At 55.1% G+C, this 20,889-nt stretch carries 17 protein-coding genes; 4 read left to right on the top strand and 13 right to left on the bottom strand.

Features of this window, described 5'->3' with window-relative positions:
* Positions 1 to 7: 7 nt before the first annotated feature.
* The 6 genes from phnK to phnF are packed head-to-tail and all read right to left on the bottom strand — an operon-like array spanning position 8 to position 4,508.
* A complete protein-coding gene (gene phnK / locus GW590_RS02825; protein WP_169401486.1) occupies positions 8 to 796 on the bottom strand; it encodes a phosphonate C-P lyase system protein PhnK in 789 nt (262 codons plus the stop codon).
* The gene (locus tag GW590_RS02820) at positions 793 to 1,671 is read right to left on the bottom strand and encodes an alpha-D-ribose 1-methylphosphonate 5-phosphate C-P-lyase PhnJ (protein ID WP_169401485.1); all 879 of its coding nucleotides are present in this window, start codon (positions 1,669 to 1,671) and stop codon (positions 793 to 795) included. The genes phnK and GW590_RS02820 overlap by 4 nt, the downstream gene beginning before the upstream one ends.
* Complete coding sequence (locus GW590_RS02815) at positions 1,661 to 2,755, bottom strand: carbon-phosphorus lyase complex subunit PhnI (RefSeq protein ID WP_169401484.1); 1,095 nt, start codon at positions 2,753 to 2,755, stop codon at positions 1,661 to 1,663. The genes GW590_RS02820 and GW590_RS02815 overlap by 11 nt, the downstream gene beginning before the upstream one ends.
* On the bottom strand, positions 2,755 to 3,336 hold the full coding sequence (phnH, locus tag GW590_RS02810) for a phosphonate C-P lyase system protein PhnH (protein WP_169401483.1): 582 nt from the start codon (positions 3,334 to 3,336) through the stop codon (positions 2,755 to 2,757). Before phnH ends, GW590_RS02815 begins: the two co-directional genes overlap by 1 nt.
* Before the next feature lie 2 nt (positions 3,337 to 3,338).
* Positions 3,339 to 3,782, bottom strand: coding sequence for a phosphonate C-P lyase system protein PhnG (gene phnG, locus GW590_RS02805; RefSeq protein WP_169401482.1), 444 nt, complete (start codon positions 3,780 to 3,782; stop codon positions 3,339 to 3,341).
* Positions 3,783 to 4,508 (bottom strand): phosphonate metabolism transcriptional regulator PhnF, encoded by a 726-nt coding sequence (phnF, locus tag GW590_RS02800; protein WP_169401481.1) that lies wholly within the window; start codon positions 4,506 to 4,508, stop codon positions 3,783 to 3,785.
* A 176-nt stretch (positions 4,509 to 4,684) separates the two neighbouring features.
* Here phnF and GW590_RS24265 point away from each other — a divergent pair, with 176 nt between their 5' ends.
* Positions 4,685 to 4,858 (top strand): type II toxin-antitoxin system RelE/ParE family toxin, encoded by a 174-nt coding sequence (locus GW590_RS24265; RefSeq protein ID WP_235955834.1) that lies wholly within the window; start codon positions 4,685 to 4,687, stop codon positions 4,856 to 4,858.
* A gap of 93 nt (positions 4,859 to 4,951) precedes the next feature.
* Here the strand turns inward: GW590_RS24265 and nrdG are convergent, their stop codons facing one another.
* Entirely contained in the window at positions 4,952 to 5,416 is a 465-nt protein-coding gene (gene nrdG, locus GW590_RS02790; protein WP_169401480.1) for an anaerobic ribonucleoside-triphosphate reductase-activating protein, read from the bottom strand.
* A gap of 4 nt (positions 5,417 to 5,420) precedes the next feature.
* Positions 5,421 to 7,562, bottom strand: a complete 2,142-nt coding sequence (gene nrdD, locus GW590_RS02785) for an anaerobic ribonucleoside-triphosphate reductase (protein ID WP_169401655.1) — start codon at positions 7,560 to 7,562, stop codon at positions 5,421 to 5,423.
* A 931-nt stretch (positions 7,563 to 8,493) separates the two neighbouring features.
* Between nrdD and mgtA the strand changes: the two genes are divergently transcribed.
* Both mgtA and GW590_RS02775 read left to right on the top strand, forming a co-directional pair.
* The gene (gene mgtA / locus GW590_RS02780) at positions 8,494 to 11,208 is read left to right on the top strand and encodes a magnesium-translocating P-type ATPase (RefSeq protein WP_169401479.1); all 2,715 of its coding nucleotides are present in this window, start codon (positions 8,494 to 8,496) and stop codon (positions 11,206 to 11,208) included.
* 222 nt (positions 11,209 to 11,430) lie between these two features.
* The gene (locus GW590_RS02775; protein ID WP_408014901.1) at positions 11,431 to 13,830 is read left to right on the top strand and encodes a beta-N-acetylhexosaminidase; all 2,400 of its coding nucleotides are present in this window, start codon (positions 11,431 to 11,433) and stop codon (positions 13,828 to 13,830) included.
* A gap of 43 nt (positions 13,831 to 13,873) precedes the next feature.
* Here the strand turns inward: GW590_RS02775 and GW590_RS02770 are convergent, their stop codons facing one another.
* The 4 genes from GW590_RS02770 to GW590_RS02755 all read right to left on the bottom strand — a co-directional run bounded on the left by GW590_RS02770 (position 13,874) and on the right by GW590_RS02755 (position 17,245).
* Positions 13,874 to 14,836: a TerC family protein gene (locus GW590_RS02770; RefSeq protein ID WP_169401654.1), complete on the bottom strand. Its 963-nt coding sequence runs from the start codon at positions 14,834 to 14,836 to the stop codon at positions 13,874 to 13,876.
* A 104-nt stretch (positions 14,837 to 14,940) separates the two neighbouring features.
* Entirely contained in the window at positions 14,941 to 15,687 is a 747-nt protein-coding gene (locus GW590_RS02765; RefSeq protein ID WP_169401477.1) for a glutamine amidotransferase, read from the bottom strand.
* A 9-nt stretch (positions 15,688 to 15,696) separates the two neighbouring features.
* Positions 15,697 to 16,695 (bottom strand): Gfo/Idh/MocA family protein, encoded by a 999-nt coding sequence (locus GW590_RS02760; RefSeq protein WP_169401476.1) that lies wholly within the window; start codon positions 16,693 to 16,695, stop codon positions 15,697 to 15,699.
* A gap of 43 nt (positions 16,696 to 16,738) precedes the next feature.
* Positions 16,739 to 17,245 (bottom strand): M48 metallopeptidase family protein, encoded by a 507-nt coding sequence (locus GW590_RS02755; protein WP_169401475.1) that lies wholly within the window; start codon positions 17,243 to 17,245, stop codon positions 16,739 to 16,741.
* A 171-nt stretch (positions 17,246 to 17,416) separates the two neighbouring features.
* Here GW590_RS02755 and rlmG point away from each other — a divergent pair, with 171 nt between their 5' ends.
* The gene (rlmG, locus tag GW590_RS02750; protein ID WP_169401474.1) at positions 17,417 to 18,556 is read left to right on the top strand and encodes a 23S rRNA (guanine(1835)-N(2))-methyltransferase RlmG; all 1,140 of its coding nucleotides are present in this window, start codon (positions 17,417 to 17,419) and stop codon (positions 18,554 to 18,556) included.
* Between the two features lie 3 nt (positions 18,557 to 18,559).
* On the opposite strand, the gene GW590_RS02745 is transcribed toward rlmG, so the two are convergent.
* Complete coding sequence (locus GW590_RS02745; RefSeq protein ID WP_169401473.1) at positions 18,560 to 20,593, bottom strand: NADPH-dependent 2,4-dienoyl-CoA reductase; 2,034 nt, start codon at positions 20,591 to 20,593, stop codon at positions 18,560 to 18,562.
* Positions 20,594 to 20,889: the final 296 nt, after the last annotated feature.

Genomic DNA, 20,889 nt, shown 5'->3' with positions numbered 1-20,889 from the left:
AGGGATCTCAGGACAAAACGGATGAAACGAGCAGTTGGGTATAAGGATGATGCGGATCGTCCAGCACCCGATCCGTCAGACCACTTTCCACCACCTGGCCCTGTTTCATCACCAGTAAACGGTGAGCTAACAGACGGGCGACGCCGAGATCGTGGGTAACAATCACCACCGCCAGCTGCATTTCCACCACCAGAGTGCGCAGCAGATCCAACAGACGTGCCTGCACCGACACATCCAACCCGCCGGTTGGTTCATCCATAAATACCAGACGCGGATGGGTGACCAGATTGCGGGCGATTTGTAACCGCTGCTGCATACCGCCGGAGAAGGTGGTGGGCAGATCGTCGAGTCGCGAAACCGGGATCTCGACATCTTGCAGCCACTGACTGGCCTGCTGGCGGATATGACCGTAGTTGCGTTCGCCAATGGCCATCAGGCGTTCGCCGATATTGCCACCGGCCGAGACCTGACGGCGCAAACCGTCCATCGGATGCTGATGAACCACACCCCAGTCGGTGCGCAGCAGGCGACGGCGATCGCTTTCCGGCATTTGATACAGCGACTGCGCCGGCTGGATACCGTTGTTGTAGATCACCCGACCCTGCTGCGGTGACAGGCGTGCGGAGATTGCCTGGAGCAGCGTGGTTTTCCCCGAGCCGGATTCGCCAACAATACCCAGGACTTCACCGGGATAAAGCTGAAACGACACATCGCTAAAACCTTTGCCGGGGGCATAGAGGTGAGTGAGGTTCTCAACCGAAAGCAGGGGAGGAGCAGAAGCATTGCGCGAATTCATGGATGATTGGCCTCTTGGCGGGGAGCGGCGTCAAGCTGCTCGGCGCAGTAGTCGGTATCGGAGCAAACAAACATGCGGTTGCCGAGATCGTCGAGCACCACTTCATCGAGATAGCTGTTGTGCGATCCGCAGATGGCGCAGGGTTGATCCCACTGTTGCACGCTAAAGGGATGATCTTCGAAGTCGAGGCTTTCGACTTTGCAAAACGGCGGTAGCGCATAGATACGTTTTTCACGACCGGCACCAAACAGTTGTAACGCCGGCATCATATGCATCTTGGGATTATCGAATTTGGGGATCGGTGAAGGATCCATCACATAACGATCGTTGACCTTTACCGGATAGGCATAGGTGGTGGCGATATGACCAAAGCGGGCGATATCCTCATAAAGTTTTACCTGCATCACGCCGTACTCTTCCAGTGCATGCATTTTTCGCGTTTCCGTTTCCCGTGGTTCAATAAAGCGCAGCGGTTCGGGGATCGGCACCTGGAAAATCAGGATCTGATCTTCTGTTAACGGCGTTTCGGGAATGCGGTGACGGGTCTGGATCAGCGTGGCATCGCGGGTTTTTTCGGTGGTGGCGGCCCCGGTCACCGCTTTGAAGAAGCGACGGATCGACACCGCATTGGTGGTATCGTCTGCCCCCTGATCGATAACCTTTAGCACATCGTCCTCACCGATCACGCTGGCGGTGATCTGAATACCGCCGGTGCCCCAGCCATAGGGCATGGGCATTTCACGTCCGGCAAAGGGCACCTGATAACCGGGGATCGCCACGGCTTTAAGGATCGCCCGGCGGATCATGCGTTTGGTTTGTTCATCCAGATAACCGGCGTTGTAGCCGGCGGCGGTAATGGGGTGATTATTTTTCATCGGCAGGATCCTTGTGCGCGGCGCTGGCATGTTGTTTGCGTAAGCGCTGCAACAGCTCCAGTTCGGCCTGGAAATCGACGTAGTGGGGCAGTTTCAGGTGCGAAACAAAACCGGCGGCCTCGACGTTATCGGCGTGGGACAGCACAAACTCTTCGTCCTGCGCCGGGCTGCTGACCTGTTCCTGGTAGTCGCCACTTTGCAGCGAGCGATCCACCAGCGACATCGACATGGCTTTACGCTCGGCGCGACCAAAGACCAGGCCATAGCCGCGGGTAAAATGCGCGGGTTTATCGGCCGGGGTGACAAAGCCGTTAACCATTTCACATTCGGTCAGCAGGATCTCGCCAATATCAATGGCAAAGCCCAGCTCTGGCGGCACGATCTCCACCGTCAGCCAGCCAGTACGAATTTCGCCGGCAAAAGGGTGGTTACGGCCATAGCCGCGCTGGCTGGAATAGCTCAGCGACAGCAAAAAGCCTTCGTCACCGCGCACCAACTGTTGCAAGCGTGCCGCGCGGGAAGCCGGGTAAACCGGTGGCGTGCGGGTGATATCGTCCGGTTCACTGCCGTCATCTTCTTCCGCTACCGCCAGTTGCTGTTGCGTCAGCAGGTCAAAAACGTGGCGGCAATCTTCCGGCAGTGTTTCATTGGCTCTCGGGGCCTGTGGCGGCAACCCTTCGGCCAATAGCGCAAAGTCCAGCAGGCGGTGGGTATAGTCATAGGTCGGGCCCAGTACCTGACCGCCGGGAAGATCCTTATAAATTGCCGAGATCCGGCGTTCAAGGCGCATAGCGGCAGTGTTTAGCGGCTGACTGATCGCAAGGCGGGGCAGCGTGGTGCGATAGGCGCGCAGCAGGAAGATCGCTTCCACCAGATCCCCGGATGCTTGTTTGATCGCCAGCGCGGCTAACTGGGGATCGTAAACTCCCCCTTCGCTCATCACCCGATCCACTGCCAGGCCCAGCTGTTGCTCAATTTGCCCAGCTTCCAGCTCGGCAACCTGCGGATCTCCGCGGCGTTGGTGCGCCAGCAGTTGATGGGCGGCCTCAATGGCCTTTTCGCCCCCTTTGACGGCTACATACATCAGCAAGCCTCCACGCGTGTGGTACGCGGTATGGCAAGCAGTTGCTCACCGCAGGTAAACAGAAAATCCAGCCCCAGCGGGAAGCGGTGCGGACGGTTAAGCAGGTAACGGGTCACGGCAGCGGGCAACTGCATGGTCACAATGCGCTGTTGCTCAATGCCGGGTCCCTGCAGGCGTAAAGGTGTGCCGCCCTCGAGCGAGTCAACCTGCACCACCACGCTGGTGGCCAGCTCCGGTGACATTTCGTCGCCGCAGGGGAAGGCCAATAAGGTGGCGCTGTCGAGAGATCCGGCGGCCAGCGCAAAGCTGACGTTAGTGGGATCCTTGGTCAGTAGCGCACCGGTATGAAAACGCAGATTCTGGCGCAACACATCGCTGTCCAGTTGCGGGCTGATCCACAGCGGCGTGTCCTGATCGACCAGCGTCAAAAGCACACAGGTGCTGGCGGATCCCAGCGCGTCAAAACCGTTGACCGCTGGCAGTCTTACCAGACTGCCGGGTTCGCTTAATGCCTTGAGAATACGGCGGAAACTGTACTGCGCATCGGCAACCGGATGCTGAAAACTGGTAACAAGTGACATGCTTATTCTCCCCGAACCAGAGTAAAGAAATCGACGCGGCTGGCGGCAATTTCGCGGGCGCGCTGCTCGCGGGTGGCCTGTTGGCTGGCGGCCAGGGGCGCAATCACCCGTTTGTGTAACAGTTCATCCATACCGGGTACCTGTAGCAAGGCGTCAATCACCGCGCAGAGTTCGGCATGTTGTTTGTCGCGTCCGCTGACATAGCTGTAGCCATAAACCCCGGAGGAGAGTTGGATCACTGCGCGGGTGACGGTCATATCGCCCAGCACAAAGCGTTTGCCGCTGCCGCCCATTCGCCCCTGTAGCTGGGTTAATCCGGTTTCTGCCGGGCGCAGGTGTTGAAAAGTCGGGTTAAGATTCAGCGGTTGCCAGTGGGCAAGCAGCTCGGCAGGTTGGCTATGGGCCAACACCGACATCCAGCGTTGACGGCCTGGTAAAGCGTCCATTCAGTGCTCCATCGTCAGTTCAATCATGTCAGCACGCGTCAGACTGACGGAGTATTCCGCCACGCGATCGTTACTGTCACAGGTGTTGATTGTTCGCACGCAGAGCAATGGCGCTTGCGGCACGATTTCGAGCAACTTGCTCTCTTTTGCCAGCGCGCGGCGGGCATTGATACGGGTGGTTCGGCGACTTAACTGCTGATTAAGCTCGGTGCGGATAAAATCGTGCAGCGAACCGCTTTGAAAATGCTGAATAACCGGCCACCAGGTAAGATCAGGCAGGTAATGGTCAATAACGCATACCGGCACATTGTTGACCCGGCGCAGGGTGCGCAGATGGATCACTGTGTCGCCTTCCTCGCGGGAGAGCGCACTGGCGACGTGATCGGTGCAGGGACGCATCACCGCCAGCAGACGTTCGCTGGTGGGGTGACTGCCCTGTTCCAGCAGGTTCTGGCTAAACCGCGCCTGTGAGTGCAGCGGATAATCATAGGGGCGCATTAACACCAGCGTGCCAATACCCTGACGACGCTGCAGCCAACCGCGTTCAACCAGTTCATCCACCGCCCGGCGCAGGGTATGGCGATTAACCTCAAAGCGTTCGGCAAGCTGGTTTTCTGGCGGCAGATAATCGCCACAGCGATAGGTGCTGCGTAGCTCTTGTTCAAGCTGGGCGGCAATTTGCTGATAACGGGTTGGGAAACTGGTCGGATGTCTAGATAAGTTCATCACAGTGAATACCTCGCAGAAACAGCAGCGGCTACCTGCAGTGAGGTGCGGCGCATGGCCAGAGAGAAGTATGATCGGATTGCGGGAGATGCTTGCATGATGTCAACCTCAGTTCGACGTTGGCCTCATATTGCCCGGGATAAGTGACAGTTTGGTGATCGCGGAGTTGCAGGGAGATGAACAATGGACGAAGTCTTGCAGACAGTGACGCTTATCTGTTGTCACAAATGTGTCAACATATGAGTGCCATGCCTATCGAATGGGATGAGAGTGCTGTTCAGGACAGGGAAAGAATTTTTGAGTTTTTATATCCTTTTAATGCAAGGACTGCAGAAATTACTGATGAGTAAAGCCTCCTTGTTGATCGTCTATGCTGTACTAAACAAGACGATCATTATCATGGCCGTGGTACATCAAAAGGAGCAGTTTCCTTCCGCCTCACTTCAACGCAAATAGTGGATCACCTGATTGCTACTGCCGCGCCAAACCAGTGAAGGATCGCGCAAAGCTTCCACAAATTTGCCGTCGATTAACACATTGATCATCGTTACTACCTGTTGCTGTTCGACGCTGAGTTCGTCCAGACAATAACCGGTCCATAGCCACACATCCTTACCCGGACATTCGCTGGCCACGCGCTTGAGTAACTGCGCAATGGCGGGCAGATTTTGCGGGTGCAGCGGATCGCCCCCCGACAGCGACAATCCCTGACGGCGGATCTCCGTATCCTGCAGATCGGCAATGATCTGATCTTCCATCGCCTGGCTAAAAGGCTGCCCGGAATTGAGTCGCCAGGTGCTTTTGTTGTAGCACCCGACGCATTGGTGAACGCACCCTGAAACAAACAGGGTGCAACGGGTGCCAGGCCCGTTGATCACATCAACGGGATAATATTGATGATAATTCAATCTATTAGCCCAGTTGTCCGCTAGCCAGGTGTTTCACCCGACGTTTGACTTCTTCCTGCTTGCCGGCATTAAACGGCCGCGCATCCGGACTGCCGAGGTAACCACAGACTCGGCGGGTGACTGACACTTTCGCTGAATCATGATTGCCGCATTTCGGACAGGTAAAGCCTTTGCTGGTACAGGAGAATTCACCGGTAAAGCCACATTCGTAGCACTCATCAATTGGCGTATTGGTGCCGTAATAAGGGACGCGGCTATAGCTGTAATCCCACACGTCTTCCAGCGCCTGCAAATTGTGCTGCAGGTTGGGGTACTCGCCGTAGCAGATAAATCCGCCATTGCTTAAAGGGGGATAGGGGGCTTCGAAATTTAGCTTCTCGTAAGGATTTACTTTCTTTTCAACGTCGAGATGGAAGCTATTGGTGTAGTAGCCTTTATCGGTGACGCCTTCAATCAAGCCAAACTGTGCGGCATCCAGACGGCAAAAACGGTCACACAGGTTTTCGCTTGGGGTACTGTAGAGGCTAAAACCGTAGCCGGTTTCTTCTTTCCAGCTCTCGGTGGCGGCTTTCAGGCGGGCCACAATGGCCACCGCTTTTTCGCGCAGTTGGCTGGCGTCGAACACATGGGTCTGGCTACCAAACAGCGCATTAATGGTTTCATGGACGCCGATATATCCCAGGGAGATAGACGCCCGGCCATTTTTGAAGATCTCGGCGATATTATCGTCGGCTTTCAGGCGTACACCGCAGGCCCCTTCCATATACAGAATCGGCGCAACGCGGGCTTTAATGCCTTCCAGACGCGCAATACGCGTCATCAGCGCTTTTTTCGCCAGCAGCAAACGCTGATCGAGCAGGGCCCAGAACGCGGCTTCATCATGTTTGGCTTCTAAAGCGATGCGCGGCAGATTCAGGCTGATCACGCCAATATTGTTGCGGCCATCGTGGATCTGTTCACCATTTTCTTCATAAACGCCCAAAAAGCTGCGGCAGCCCATTGGCGTTTTAAAGGAACCGGTAACTTTAACCACCTGATCGTAATTAAGAATATCCGGATACATGCGCTTGCTGGCACATTCGAGAGCCAACTGCTTGATATCGTAATTGGCGTCGCCTGCCTTGTGGTTAAGACCCTCACGAATGGCAAAAACCAATTTTGGGAAGACCGCCGTTTTGCGATTTTTTCCCAGTCCGGCGATGCGGTTACGTAAAATGGACTGTTGGATCAGGCGTGATTCCCAGGAGGTACCCAGGCCAAAACCAAAGGTCACAAAAGGCGTCTGACCGTTGGCGGTATGCAGCGTATTGACTTCATATTCCAGGGACTGGAAGGCGTCGTAGCACTCTTTTTCTGTGCGTTCGTGGGCAAAGGCTTCGGCGTCGGCAATATGCCACTGTTTGGCAATCGCCTGATGTTTGGCAAAGCTCTGCGAGACAAAAGGCGCGAGTATTTCGTCAATACGGTTGATGGTGGTGCCGCCGTAAATATGGCTGGCCACCTGGGCAATAATCTGCGCGGTGACGGCAGTGGCGGTGGAGATAGATTTTGGTGTTTCTATCTCGGCATTACCCATCTTGAACCCTTTGGTCAACATCCCCTTCAGGTCGATCAGCATGCAGTTAAACATTGGGAAGAAAGGGGAGTAATCCAGGTCGTGATAGTGGATCTCGCCGCGTTCATGGGCCAGGACCACGTCGCGTGGCAGGATATGCTGTTTGGCATAATGTTTGGCCACAATCCCTGCCAGCAGATCGCGTTGAGTCGGGATCACTTTACTGTCTTTATTGGCATTCTCATTGAGCAATGCCATATTACTTTGTTCAACCAGACCACGAATTTCCTGGTTTAACCGGCCGCGCAGCTCGCGTTTGACGTCACGATCGTGACGATATTCGATATAGGTTCGTGCCAGCTGCTTATAAGGACCGGCCATCAGTTGGTTTTCTACCGCTTCCTGGATCTCATGGATATCCACTTGCGACTGATGGTTCAGGCTGTCGGTCACTCCCCGTGCCACCTGGGCGCAATAATCAACGTCATTGACGTTCGCGGCCAGGGCGGCACGCTGAACGGCTTGGCTAATTAATTGCTCGTCAAACGGTACCTTACAGCCATCGCGTTTGATGACTACAGGTCGGTTGATTTCCGTTTGTACGTTTTCCCGGGTGAGGGTTTCTGATTTCACAATGACACTCCTTCAGATGCGATTCGCATGTTGACAACGGCGCAGACCACGGCTGGTGCGGCTTGTCGCGCTAGTTGTCTTTTACCCGACATAACACTACATGTAGGTCAGGTGGCATACTATACACACCATATGTTGATCCGGGGGTAGGCTTAATGGCACATTTGTTGATTTCAAACAAGGAAGTTTCATATCCGAATGTTTGCTGAACATTTGGCGGAAATTGCCATTATTTTGGCCTGAATTTTGCCCGAGGAACCTGCCCAAATAGCAAAATGAGCGCGATGGCGCACCGGCTGGGGCTGTCGTGGGTGAGAGCAGGTGTTTCTCAATCATCCAGACAACGTTGTCATTAAGTTCACCGGGTTGATCATCTGGTTTATCTTTGTTTTTACATGGTTTAAGTACGGTTAATACTTGGCAGTGTAGTATTCGCACTCGTAATTGATCAGGATCACCCCGCGCCGCGTATTTTGCGCGACAATGCGCACCGTTAATTCCTGGTGGCATAGCCGCAGTAATCAATTCTTCAGATGCCTGGCGAGTAAAACCCCCCGCAAAAGATCCGCGGCTGAGTGCCGGCATATTGTTTAACCGACCGAGAAAACCTTAATGGATCCCGACCCCAACACTGTAAGTCCGTCGTGATCCGGTAAGCACCTGCCTTTTTTAGCTGTGGCTTACCGGATAAATTTTGGTAAGCGGCAGCGATCCCTCATTTGAGCGTTCGCCCTGCTTTTTATTACCCTTTGCCATACCTGTGGCCGTGGTACCCGTGATATTCGCACTGCCGGTTTATACGCCTGACTTGCTTCAGCAAGGTTATGGTCTGTGCCGCCACTGCCAATAACGCCGGGGACAGGCTGTGGGCGCAAGAAAGGTGCGAATTATGTTTAAGACTATGACCCAACGGCTATTTGATCTCTTTAGCCGTAATTTACCTCGCCGTTTGATCCGCCGTTCTCCAATGCTGGAAGAAAATATCCAGCCTGCTATTGGTCAAGCGGTGCCTTTATCGGTTGCCCAACACAGTCAGGCCTGCGCTCGTGCCAGCGCAGAACAGCTGTACGCCAAATTTGGCAGCCATTTTGAAGGGCTGACCGAGGGAGAAGCGGCCGCCATTCGTGAGGTAGTCGGCGCCAACCAGACTGACGATCAACAGCCTGCACCCTGGTGGCAGCATCTGTGGATCTGCTATCGCAACCCCTTTAACCTGCTGTTGACCATTCTTGCCCTGGTGTCCTACGCCACGGAAGATATCAAAGCCACCCTGGTCATCAGCAGCATGGTGGTGATTTCCACCCTGATGCGCTTTATCCAGGAAGCGCGTTCCAATAAAGCGGCGGATGCGTTAAAAGCCATGGTCAGCAATACCGCCACGGTATTGCGCTGCGATGAGCAGAGCGGGCGCAGTGAACAACTGGAATTGCCGATCAACCAACTGGTGCCCGGCGATCTGGTGAAACTCTCGGCTGGCGATATGATCCCCGCCGATCTGCGTATCCTCTCGGCCAAAGATCTGTTTATCAGCCAGGCGGCACTGACCGGTGAGTCGTTGCCGGTCGAAAAGCAGGCCAACAGCCGTATGCCGGAAGATTGCGATCCGCTGGAGCAAGATACCCTGTGCTTTATGGGCACCAATGTGGTCAGCGGGACAGCGATGGCAATGGTGATTGCCACCGGCGGCCAGACCTGGTTCGGCCAGTTGGCTGAGCGGGTGATCCAGCAAGATGAGCAGCCTAACGCCTTCCAGAGTGGTATCAGTAAAGTCAGCTGGCTGCTGATCCGTTTTATGATGGTTATGACGCCGATTGTGCTGCTGATTAATGGCTATACCAAAGGCGACTGGTGGGAAGCGGCGCTGTTCTCGCTGTCGGTGGCCGTTGGCCTGACGCCGGAAATGCTGCCGATGATCGTGACTTCTACGCTGGCGAAAGGGGCGGTAAAACTCTCGCGGCAGAAAGTGATTGTCAAACATCTGGATGCCATTCAGAACTTCGGGGCCATGGATATTCTGTGTACCGACAAAACCGGTACCCTGACGCAGGATAAAATTATTCTTGAGCGTCATACCGATGTGCTGGGATCGCCTTCCGATAGCGTGCTGCATCTGGCCTGGCTAAACAGTTATCATCAGACTGGCCTGAAAAACCTGCTCGACGTGGCGGTGCTGGAAAGTGCCGAAGCCATTCAGGCTGGGAAAAATTTCAATCGTTATCTGAAGATCGATGAGATCCCTTTTGATTTCGATCGTCGCCGCATGTCGGTGGTGGTATCAGAAGCGGAAGATCATCATCGCCTGATCTGCAAAGGCGCGCTGGAAGAGATCCTGTCGATCTGTACGTTGGTGCAGCTTAATGACGAAACCGTCCCTCTGACCGAACAGTTGTTGACGCGCATTCGGCTGATAACTGACGATCTTAATCAGCAGGGGCTGCGCGTGGTGGCGGTGGCACACAAAGTGATGCCTTCCAACACCCGCGATTATGCGGTGGCCGATGAGTCCAGCCTGATCCTCGCCGGATATATCGCCTTTCTCGATCCGCCAAAAGAGAGCACTGCACCGGCGCTGAAAGCGTTGCAAAACAAAGGGGTCACCGTGAAGATCCTCACCGGCGATAATCCGCTGGTGGCGCGCAAGGTGTGTAAAGATGTCGGATTGGCCGTCGACCATATCCTGATCGGCAGTGAAGTGGAACGGCTTGGCGATGCCGAGCTTGCCGCAGTGGCGCTGAAAACCAGCGTGTTTGCCAAACTGGCCCCCTTGCATAAAGAACGTATTGTGCGCGTGCTGCGTGAACAGGGACATGTGGTCGGTTTTATGGGCGATGGTATTAACGATGCTCCGGCGCTGCGCGCGGCGGATATCGGGATTTCCGTTGACTCGGCGGTGGATATTGCCAAAGAAGCGGCAGATATTATCCTGCTGGAAAAAAGCCTGATGGTGCTGGAACAGGGCGTAACGGAAGGGCGTCGTACCTTTGCCAATATGCTCAAATATATCAAAATGACCGCCAGCTCCAACTTTGGTAATGTTTTCAGCGTATTGGTAGCCAGTGCCTTTCTGCCCTTCCTGCCGATGTTACCGCTGCATCTGCTGGTGCAGAACCTGATTTATGATGTCTCACAGGTGGCGATCCCCTTCGATAACGTCGATGAGGAGCAACTGGCAAAACCGCAGCGCTGGAACGCCGGCGATATTGGCCGCTTTATGGTGTTCTTTGGCCCGATCAGCTCAGTGTTTGATATTTTGACCTTCTCGCTGATGTGGTGGGTATTTAAGGCCAATACGCCGGACATGCAAACCCTGTTCCAGTCTGGCTGGTTTATTGAAGGCCTGCTGTCACAAACGCTGATTGTGCATATGATCCGCACCCGCAAGGTGCCCTTTATTCAAAGTCGCGCCTCATGGTCACTGTGCTTTATGACCCTGGCAGTGGTGGTGACCGGTATTGCACTGATCTTCTCACCGGCAGCAGGATTCCTGCAACTGCAGGCGTTACCGCTAAGCTATTTCCCATGGCTGGTGGTGATCCTCGGTGGCTATATGGTGATGACGCAAGGTGTGAAAGGCTTCTTTGTCCGTCGTTACGGCTGGCAATAAGGGAGCGACTGGCCTGCGAGATGCAACGTCTTGCAGGCCAGATAACCCGTCAAGGCGTTTACGCGCAGCATAAAGACAAATAACCGCACGGTAAGCAGAGTTAACCCGAAAAAACGCAATTTTCACCGCAAATTCCCGCTATGAACCACATTCTGACTATGCTTAATCCTTTATGATTCAGCGAGCTGGCTAGCTGTCGCTTTTCTTCAAGGGAAGATGCTGATGTTATCTTTTAAGCATGTGGTGATTACCGCTTCTTTATTGCTGTCCTTTCTGGTTCGTGCCGAGCTGCCGCCGGGGGCGGAAAGCCTGGATCTGATGCCCTGGCCGCGGCAGGTGGTGTTGCCCGATGTAGCGCAAAAATGGGTGCTGGATAATCATCTGGCGATCGCGGTCAGCGGTGACGATCTGGGAGAAATGCCAACACTGTGGCGCAGCCGAATTGAGCGGCAGACCGGCTGGCAGCTGCTACCAGCCCCGCAAGACAGCACCCGGGCCGGTATTCAAATCTATATCGCCAAACGCGTGGCGGCAGTGCCACAGCTCGCCAGCGATGAAAGCTATCAACTGATCGTTACCCCGCAAGGTGCCACCCTGGCGGCAGCCACGCGTTTTGGCGCGCTGCGTGGTATGGAAACCCTGCTACAGTTGCTGCGTCGCGACGGTGACAATACCTTTCTGCCAGCGGTCACCATTAACGACGCGCCGCGTTTCCCGTGGCGTGGCCTGTTGCTCGATCCTGCCCGTCACTTTCTGCCGGTGGCCGATATTCTGCGCCAGCTTGACGGTATGGCGGCGGCAAAACTTAACGTATTGCACTGGCATCTGACTGACGATCAGGGCTGGCGTTTTGCCTCGACCCATTACCCCTTGCTGCAACAGCTGGCCAGCGACGGCAATTTTTATACGCCACAGCAGATGAAAGAGGTGGTGGCCTACGCCACCCGGCTGGGTATTCGCGTGGTGCCAGAGATTGATTTTCCCGGCCATGCCTCAAGCATTGCCGTGGCCTATCCGGCATTGCTTAGCGCTCCCGGCCCTTATGCCATGGAGCGAGGATGGGGCGTGCATCCGCCGACCCTCGACCCCAGCAACGAAAAGGTTTATGCCTTTATCGATACCCTGACCGGGGAACTGGCAGAGATTTTCCCCGACGCATATTTGCATATCGGCGGCGACGAGGTGGACGACTCACAGTGGAAGCAATCAAAGAAAATACAGGCCTTTATGCGTCGTCAGCAACTGGCGGACAGCCATGGGTTGCAGGCCTATTTTAATCAGCGGGTAGAGAAAATTTTAGCCAGGCATCATCGTAAAATGGTTGGCTGGGATGAGATTTTCCATCCCGATCTACCGCACAATATCGTTATCCAGTCCTGGCAAGGCCCTGACTCTCTTGCCGCCAGCGCGGCGCAGGGCTATCAGGGGATCCTCTCCACCGGCTTTTATCTCGATCAGCCGCAGAGCACCGCCTATCACTATCGTAATGCCATCCTGCCGCAAACTTTAGACGTAGAGACTCAGGTCGCCAAAGATGAAAAGGCCCAGAGCTGGCAATTTACTATGCCACGGTTGAAGGGCAGCGCGGTTACCGGCAGTTTTACGCTGATTGACGGCGAGAAAGGCTGGCGTGGCTTTATCGACTTTAGCGGGAAAACCCGCCGTGCGCTGCGGGATATTCACTGGCAGCGCGACGGCCAGCTCAGTTTTGCCGTTGATACCTGGATGGGCGATACGCAACCGGTGCTCAACCTGCAACAGGGTAAACTCAGTGGCTACTTTCTGCTGGGCAATGTGCGTTATCCGGTCAGCGGCAGTGCCCTCGCTGCTATCCCCGCGGGGCTGCCGTCGCAGGTGCCCGATCAGGCGGCAATGAAAAATATTCTTGGCGGCGAAGCGGCGCTATGGAGCGAGAACGTTACCCCGGAGATCCTCGATATCAAACTGTGGCCACGGGCCTTTGCGGTTGCGGAACGACTTTGGTCGCCGCAGGAGGTGCAGGATGAAGCCAATATGTACCAGCGGCTCCAGGCGATCGACGCCTGGTCGGTGGTGTCAGTCGGCTTGCAACAGCAGGCAGAAAGCAGCCGCTTGTTGACCCGCCTGGCTAACAGTAACGATATTATGCCGCTGCAACTGTTCGCCAGCGCGCTGGAGCCAGCGCAATATTACACCCGTCAACATCTCAAGTTTCAGGCCGGGCAATACAACCAGTTTGCTGCCTTGAACCGGTTGGCTGATGCCTTACCGGCAGAGAGCAACGCGACGCGTCAGTTGGATCAGCAGTTGCAAATCTTGATTGCCCATCCGCAGGATAAATCGGCTGCGCAGGCGGTACGTGTGCAACTGGCGTTGTGGCGCAATAACACCGCCTGGGTACAGCCGCTGCTGGCGCAAAACTCGGTACTTAAACCGCTACAACCGGTGGCCGAGCAGGTACAGCGCCTGTCCGAGCTGGGGTTGATGCTGCTGGACAAGTGGCAAAAAGGTCAGGGGATCAGCGACAGCTATCGACAACTGGCGCAACGGCAGCTTGATGATGCCGCGCTGGTGCAGGATGAAGTGGTGATCGCCATGGTCAACCCGTTAACGCGGCTGTTAAATGCTTTTAAAGTGCAATAAATCGGGCCAGCAGGAGAGCGGTTCGCCGCTCTCCTGGTCACGACTAATGCTGTGACTTGTCGTGGCGCTGGTTGACCCAGGCATTGATAATCAGCGTCAGCGCCAGAATAGTGGCGACCACCGCCAGTGAAATAGCCACCGGGATATGCACCACATCCAGCAACAGCATTTTGGCACCGATAAATACCAGGATCAGCGCCAGGCCATATTTTAGCATCGAGAAGCGTTCCGCCACGTTGGCCAGCAGGAAGTACATGGCGCGTAGACCAAGAATGGCAAACAGGTTAGAGGTCAGCACAATAAAAGGGTCAGTGGTCACGGCAAAGATTGCCGGAATACTGTCGACGGCAAAAATCACATCGCTCAGTTCCACCATGATCAGCACCAGTACCAGCGGCGTGGCATACAGCAAACCCTGGCGGCGAACAAAGAATTTCTCCCCCGATAGTTGGTCGGTCATGCGTAAGTGGCTGCGCAGCCAGCGGATCAGCGGCTTATCGCCAATCGCGCCCTCATCCTCTTTGGCCAGCGCCATTTTAATACCGGTAAACAGCAAAAAGGCGCCAAAGACATAGAGGATCCAACTAAACTCCGCTACCAGCCAACTGCCGGCAAAAATCATCCCGGTGCGCAGCACGATCGCCCCCAGCACGCCATAAACCAGCACGCGGCGTTGCAGACTGGCCGGTACACTGAAGTAGCCAAACAGCATTAACCAGACAAAGACGTTATCGACGGCCAGGGCTTTTTCAATCAGATAGCCGGTAAGAAATGCCAGCGCCTGCCTGTCCGCCACGTCACGTCCAAACTCGCCATTGAGATACCACCAGAAAGCCAGGTTAAACAGCAACGACAGCCCGACCCACAGCAGCGACCATAGCGCGGCGCTTTTCATGGTCATGCTGTGCGCGCCCTTGCGGCCCTGCAACAACATATCTATGGTCAGCATAATGACCACCACCACAGCAAATGAGCCCCAAAGCAGCGGGTTTCCTACGGAATTCATCATCAGCTCCCCCTCGATCAGACAATAAAAAAACGGCTAACGTCAAAAGACATTAGCCGCTTTTATCAACGACAGGCAAAGTTCTGGCGATGAACGATTGATCTTCAGCCCGCCAGTGCCTGCTGTTTGCCCACTGAGGCGACAAAATGCAGTAGCAGTCCCTGACTAAGCGGGGTATCCGTGACTGATTGCAGCTTGTGATGATAGTCGACGCTGCTCTCTGCCGTCTGTTGCGCCAGCCAGGGCAGGTAGGTTTTCATTACCGCGGCGCTGAACTCCGGATGAAACTGGGTGCTGATCGCATTGCGGCCATAGCGCAGGATCTGATGGGCATCGTGGGCCGATCTTGCCAGCACTGTCGCGCAGGCCGGGGGCTGGATCACGCTTTGCAGATGGATCAGATTGGCGCTAAAGCGGGCGGGCAGTGTGGAGATCAGCGGATCCTGCTGTGCTGCAGGCAGCAGTTCAATCTCTTCGGTGCCCACTTCGATCCCCTGCGGATGGTAGTCGACTTCCCCGCCAAGGGCATAGGCCATCAACTGATGGCCATAGCAGGCCCCGAGCATTGGCAGGTCGATCAACATGGCCTGGCGGATCCAGTCGGCGGCGTATTCGCTCCAGTCGAGGTGCTCGGTCACCATACTGCGCGATCCGGTGATCACCGCGCCAGCGTAGTGCTGCGGGGAGGCCGGACGTTCACCGGCCGGCAAATCGACGATCGCCAACTGTTGGCTGTCGATATTCCCCTGGCGGATAAACATCTGCGGAAAGTTGCCGTGCACTGCGCGGATAGGTTCCGGCGCATGGCCGGTTTGCAAAATTAGCAGCGGTTTCTGAGCAGACAGACTCATGCTGACTCCTTAATTTTGTTCGTCGGCAGGGAAATGCACGCCAGTCTGACGACGAATTTCGGTTAATAGTTTGGCGGTAATGCGCGAGACTTCCAGCCCCGGATGATGATAAAACTTGCTTTCCACCAGCGTGGCGAAGGTTTCCGCCTCATACAGCATGGTATTGATATGCTGCGGCTGGGTGAGATCCAGTTTTTGGCCACCGCGCGGGGTAAAACTCAGGGTTTGGCATTCGGAGAGCTTCTCCATATGCAGCGTGGCGTCCTCCCCCTGAATTTCGCTGGCCAGCCAGGAATCACTGACCTTGGAATGGTTAATCACCACCTCGAAGTTACCATAGGCATGATGGCGGTAGCTCATCACTACGGTACCTTGGGCATCGACGCCGCTGTCGAGCAGGGTGGCTGTGGCAAATACCGTATCTGGCTCACCAAACAGCGCGACGCTGCTCGCCAGGCAGTAATAGCCAATATCCATAATCGAGCCATTGGAAAACGCCGGATTAAAGGTATTCGGGTTTTCCCCGGCCAGATAGCGCGGATAGCGGGACGAATACTGACAGTAATTCAGTATGGCTTTGCGCAATGTGCCCATGCGGCTGAGGGTGCTTTTCATATGCAGAAAATTGGGCAGATAGGCGGTTTTAAAGGCTTCAAACAGCACTACCTGGTTGGCTGTGGCACAGGCGATCATCTGTTCGGCCTGTTGCAGCGTCGACGCCAGCGGCTTTTCGCAAATCACGTGTTTCTGATGGCTGAGAAACAGCAGCGCTTGCTCGCAGTGCAGCGAGTTGGGGCTGGCGAGATAGACGGCATCGATCTCATCCGAGGCTGCCAGCGCCTCCAGAGAGTCAAAATAATGCTCAACGGGGTAGTCGTGACCGAAGGCTTTGGCCTTTTCCAGTTGACGGGAATACACTGCTGTCAGCTTGAGTTTACCGCTCTCATGGGCGGCATCGATAAAGCGTTGGGTTATCCAGTTGGTTCCCACTACGGCAAAGCGAATCATGGTGTACTCCCTTGGCAAAATCAGCAAAGTTGCAGGATCGGATCTAGTCGTAAAGCTTGCCGAATAACTCAAGATGGGTCAGATACATACGCGTATCAAACTCAAGTTGATGATAGTCTGGCGTCATATGGCAACAGAGGCTGTAAAAGGCTTTGTTATGCTCTTTCTCTTTCAGATGCGCCAACTCATGCACCACTATCATGCGCAAAAACGCCTCGGGGGCGCTTTTAAACACCGTGGCGACGCGGATTTCGGCTTTGGCTTTCAGCTTGCCACCTTGTATGCGCGAGATCGCCGTATGCAGTCCCAGCGCATGGCGCATCACATGAATTTTATTGTCATAGGCCACTTTGCTGAGCGGAGATGAGCTGCGCAAGTATTGATTCTTTAAATCGAGAGTAAACTGATACAGCGATTTATCGGTGCTCAGATCGTGCGGCTCGGGATAACGGCTAAGCAGCACACTGCCCAGACGCTGCTGGTCGATCAATTGGCGCACCTGAGTCACAAGATGGTCCGGGTAGCCCTGCAGATAGGTCAATTCAGGCATAACTGTTTGCTTTGGCTCTCTTTAATGGCGCGGATAGCGGCAGGTAAATGCCGTGCTACCATCCGCGGGCAGCCAGGGTTGGCAGATAAACACCTTTTTAACTGAAAAAACATTTTACTGATAGCGCAATTTAAGGGATAAACAGCGCAAATTGAATTATGAGGAGGGCCAATGAGCCATTTTGAACAGGGTACACTGCATCTTGAGCTGGAACGTTATCCGCTACAGGAAGAAGCCACTACGTTACAAGCCTGGGAAGCAGCCGATGAATATTTATTGCAAACCCTGAGCACCGACACACTCAATGGCCGTCCACTGCTGATTTTTAACGACAGTTTTGGCACCTTGGCCTGTGCGCTGCACGCCTTCTCTCCGGTCAGCATTGGCGACTCTTTTATGAGTCAGCTGGCCACACGGCATAATCTGCGTCTTAATGAGCTGGACGAGACTCAGGTTACACTGCAAAGCAGCCTGGCGGCGTTACCGCAGGCACCGGGACTGGTGGTGATCAAGATCCCGAAAACCCTGGCCTTGCTGGAGCAGCAACTGCGTGCGCTACGCGAAGTGGTGACGAAAGATACTCAGATTATTGCCGGTGCCAAAGCGCGCGATGTGCATAATTCGACGCTGCAGCTGTTTGAAAAAATCCTTGGGTCTACCCGCACCAGTCTTGCCTGGAAAAAGGCGCGTCTGATCCACTGCTTCCCGGAAAATCCGGTACAGGCTGCCGAACCGGTGACCACCGAGTGGGCGCTGGACGACAGCGAAATGCGCATCACCAACCACGCCAACGTGTTTTCACGTACCGGACTGGATATTGGTGCCCGTTTCTTTATGCAGCATCTGCCGGAAGGCATTGTTGGCCGTATTGCCGATCTGGGCTGTGGCAATGGCGTGGTGGGTATTACCGCGCTGGCGCTTAATCCCGAAGCGGAAATGCTGTTTGTCGACGAATCCTATATGGCGGTGGAATCCAGCCGTGCCAACGTAGCCAATAACCTGCCGCAAGATCTTGGCCGCTGCGAGTTTGAGGTCAACAATATGCTGGCCGGCTGCGAGCGTGAGACCTTGCACGCTGTATTGTGTAACCCGCCGTTCCACCAGGGGCACGTGATCAGCGATGATACCGCCTGGCGCATGTTCTGCGATGCCAAGCGCTGTCTGCAGGCTGGCGGCGAGCTGCGTATTGTTGGTAATCGTCATCTCGACTATTACCAAAAACTGCGCCGCTTGTTTGGCAACTGCACCACCATCGCCACCAATCAGAAGTTTGTGGTGTTGCGTGCGGTGAAAACGGCTGCCGGTAGCTAAGGGTTAGATACTCAGTCCCAGACGGGTGCCCTGATCGATTGCGCGACGGGCATCCAGTTCCACCGCTACATCCGCACCGCCAATCAGATGTACCACCTTCCCCCTTTGTTGCAACGGGGCCGCCAGCGCACGCTGTGGCTCTTGTCCGGCACAGATAATCACATTGTCCACTGCCAGGCAGCAGGCTTCGCCTTCGTGCAGAATATGCAGACCCTGGTTGTCAATGCGTTGATAAGTCACGCCGTTTTGCATCTGCACGCCGCGTGCCAGCAGGCTGGTACGATGGATCCAGCCAGTGGTTTTACCCAGTCCGGCCCCCATTTTGCTGCTTTTGCGTTGCAACAGAATAATGTTGCGCGCCGCGCGGCGAGGATCTGGCCCTTTTGCTGCCAGACCGCCGTGCCCACTCAGGCTTTGGTCAATCCCCCATTCCTGGTTAAAGGCGGTAATATCCAGGCTGGACGATGGCGCTACATGGCTAAGATATTCCGCGACATCAAAACCGATACCGCCTGCGCCGATGATCGCCACCCGCTGGCCCACCGCTTTTTTATCGCGCAACACCTCGAGATAGGTCAATACGCTGGGATGATCGATCCCGGCAATCTCCGGCAGACGCGGCAAAATACCGCAGGCGAGGATCACCTCGTCGAAATCCTCCAGCGCTGCCGCTTCAACTTTTTCCCCCAGCCTTAGCTCCACATTAAGTCGCGCCAGCTGGTGGGAAAAATAGCGCAGCGTTTGATAGAACTCCTCTTTGCCGGGGATCTGTTTGGCGAGGTTAAACTGACCGCCGATTTCCCGCTGGGCATCAAAAAGCGTTACCTGATGACCACGACTTGCCGCCGTGGTGGCAAAAGCCATCCCCGCCGGCCCGGCACCGACCACTGCCAGGCGTTTGCGCTGCGTAGCGGCCAGGATCGGCATCTCGGTTTCCCGGCAGGCGCGGGGATTGACCAGGCAAGAGGTCAGCTCACCGACAAAGATCTGATCGAGACAGGCCTGATTGCAGCCGATGCAGGTGTTGATCTCGTCTGCGCGCCCCTCGGCCGCTTTTTGCACCAGGGCGGCATCGGCGAGGAAAGGGCGCGCCATCGACACCATATCGGCACAGCCTTTAGCCAGCAGATCTTCGGCCACCTGCGGATCGTTAATGCGGTTAGTGGCGATCAGCGGGATGGTCACCTGACCCATCAATCTTTGCGTCACCCAACTGAATGCAGCACGGGGGACGCGGGTGGCGATGGTGGGAATTCGTGCCTCATGCCAGCCAATGCCGGTATTGATAAGGGTGGCACCGGCCTGCTCAATGCCCTGGGCCAGCAGCACGGTTTCTTGCCAGTTGGCGCCTTGCTCCACCAGATCCAGCATTGATAAGCGATAAATAATGATAAAGGAGACGCCGCAAATGGCGCGCACACGGCGCACCGCTTCCAGAGCAAAGCGCCGACGTTTTTCGGCAGTTCCGCCCCATTGATCCTGGCGCTGATTAGTGCGCGCCACCAGAAACTGGTTAATCAGGTAACCTTCGGAACCCATAATTTCGACGCCGTCGTATCCCGCCTGCTGGGCCAGATGGGCACAGCGGGCAAAATCTTCCAGAGTTTGCTCAATTTGCTGCTCAGTGAGCGCCTGTGGCGTAAAGCGGTTAATCGGCGCTTGCAGGGCAGAAGGCGCGACCGGATGAGGCTGATAGCTGTAGCGTCCGGCATGCAGGATTTGCAGGGCAATTTTGCCACCGGCGGCGTGCACGGCCTCAGTGACGATGCGGTGGTGGTGGATCTGTCCCGGCTGGTCCAGCACCGAGCCTCCCTGATAGACCACGCCCTGCGCATTAGGCGCAATGCCGCCGGTAACAATCAGTCCTACTCCCGCTGCGGCTCGCTCGGCATAAAACGCGGCCAAACGCTGCGGTCCGTCGGCTTTTTCTTCCAGCCCGGTATGCATTGAGCCCATCAGTACACGATTTTTTAGCTGTGTAAAACCCAGATCCAACGGAGATAACAGATGAGGGTAGGGGCTGGCTTGATTGTTCATACTTACTCCATTGGCGGGTTCCATTGACGCCACTTAAGTGGTCGGATGAGATAAGATTAAATCTAGCTTGTGCCACCCGCCTTGGAAAGGCGCGCGATGGGGTATGTGATAGACATCATAAAGATCTGTCTTTTGGCGCAGCTCTCTGCTGTGCTCTGTCATCCGGTCGCGTCGAGGGGGAATAATTGAAGTGGTATTTATAGCCAACCTATATTTAAAAATAAAATGAGGCAGTTTAAAGCAAATACTTTTTTCTTATTAATCCCCTTTGCTGATTTATGTACCTCTTATATTTC

The organism is Rouxiella aceris (assembly GCF_012933545.1).
Taxonomy (GTDB): Bacteria; Pseudomonadota; Gammaproteobacteria; order Enterobacterales; family Enterobacteriaceae; genus Rouxiella; species Rouxiella aceris.
The sequence above is the reverse complement of the archived record's forward strand: the minus strand, read 5'-3'. Positions and strand labels throughout refer to the sequence as shown.

What these genes read in the sequence shown, in the direction of transcription:
- phnK (WP_169401486.1), bottom strand. Translation starts at nt 796, where the DNA reads ATGAATTCGCGCAATGCTTCTGCTCCTCCCCTGCTTTCGGTTGAGAAC.
- GW590_RS02820 (WP_169401485.1), bottom strand. Translation starts at nt 1,671, where the DNA reads ATGAAAAATAATCACCCCATTACCGCCGCCGGCTACAACGCCGGTTAT.
- GW590_RS02815 (WP_169401484.1), bottom strand. Translation starts at nt 2,755, where the DNA reads ATGTATGTAGCCGTCAAAGGGGGCGAAAAGGCCATTGAGGCCGCCCAT.
- phnH (WP_169401483.1), bottom strand. Translation starts at nt 3,336, where the DNA reads ATGTCACTTGTTACCAGTTTTCAGCATCCGGTTGCCGATGCGCAGTAC.
- phnG (WP_169401482.1), bottom strand. Translation starts at nt 3,782, where the DNA reads ATGGACGCTTTACCAGGCCGTCAACGCTGGATGTCGGTGTTGGCCCAT.
- phnF (WP_169401481.1), bottom strand. Translation starts at nt 4,508, where the DNA reads ATGAACTTATCTAGACATCCGACCAGTTTCCCAACCCGTTATCAGCAA.
- GW590_RS24265 (WP_235955834.1), top strand. Translation starts at nt 4,685, where the DNA reads ATGAACAATGGACGAAGTCTTGCAGACAGTGACGCTTATCTGTTGTCA.
- mgtA (WP_169401479.1), top strand. Translation starts at nt 8,494, where the DNA reads ATGTTTAAGACTATGACCCAACGGCTATTTGATCTCTTTAGCCGTAAT.
- GW590_RS02775 (WP_408014901.1), top strand. Translation starts at nt 11,431, where the DNA reads ATGTTATCTTTTAAGCATGTGGTGATTACCGCTTCTTTATTGCTGTCC.
- GW590_RS02770 (WP_169401654.1), bottom strand. Translation starts at nt 14,836, where the DNA reads ATGAATTCCGTAGGAAACCCGCTGCTTTGGGGCTCATTTGCTGTGGTG.
- GW590_RS02765 (WP_169401477.1), bottom strand. Translation starts at nt 15,687, where the DNA reads ATGAGTCTGTCTGCTCAGAAACCGCTGCTAATTTTGCAAACCGGCCAT.
- GW590_RS02760 (WP_169401476.1), bottom strand. Translation starts at nt 16,695, where the DNA reads ATGATTCGCTTTGCCGTAGTGGGAACCAACTGGATAACCCAACGCTTT.
- GW590_RS02755 (WP_169401475.1), bottom strand. Translation starts at nt 17,245, where the DNA reads ATGCCTGAATTGACCTATCTGCAGGGCTACCCGGACCATCTTGTGACT.
- rlmG (WP_169401474.1), top strand. Translation starts at nt 17,417, where the DNA reads ATGAGCCATTTTGAACAGGGTACACTGCATCTTGAGCTGGAACGTTAT.
- GW590_RS02745 (WP_169401473.1), bottom strand. Translation starts at nt 20,593, where the DNA reads ATGAACAATCAAGCCAGCCCCTACCCTCATCTGTTATCTCCGTTGGAT.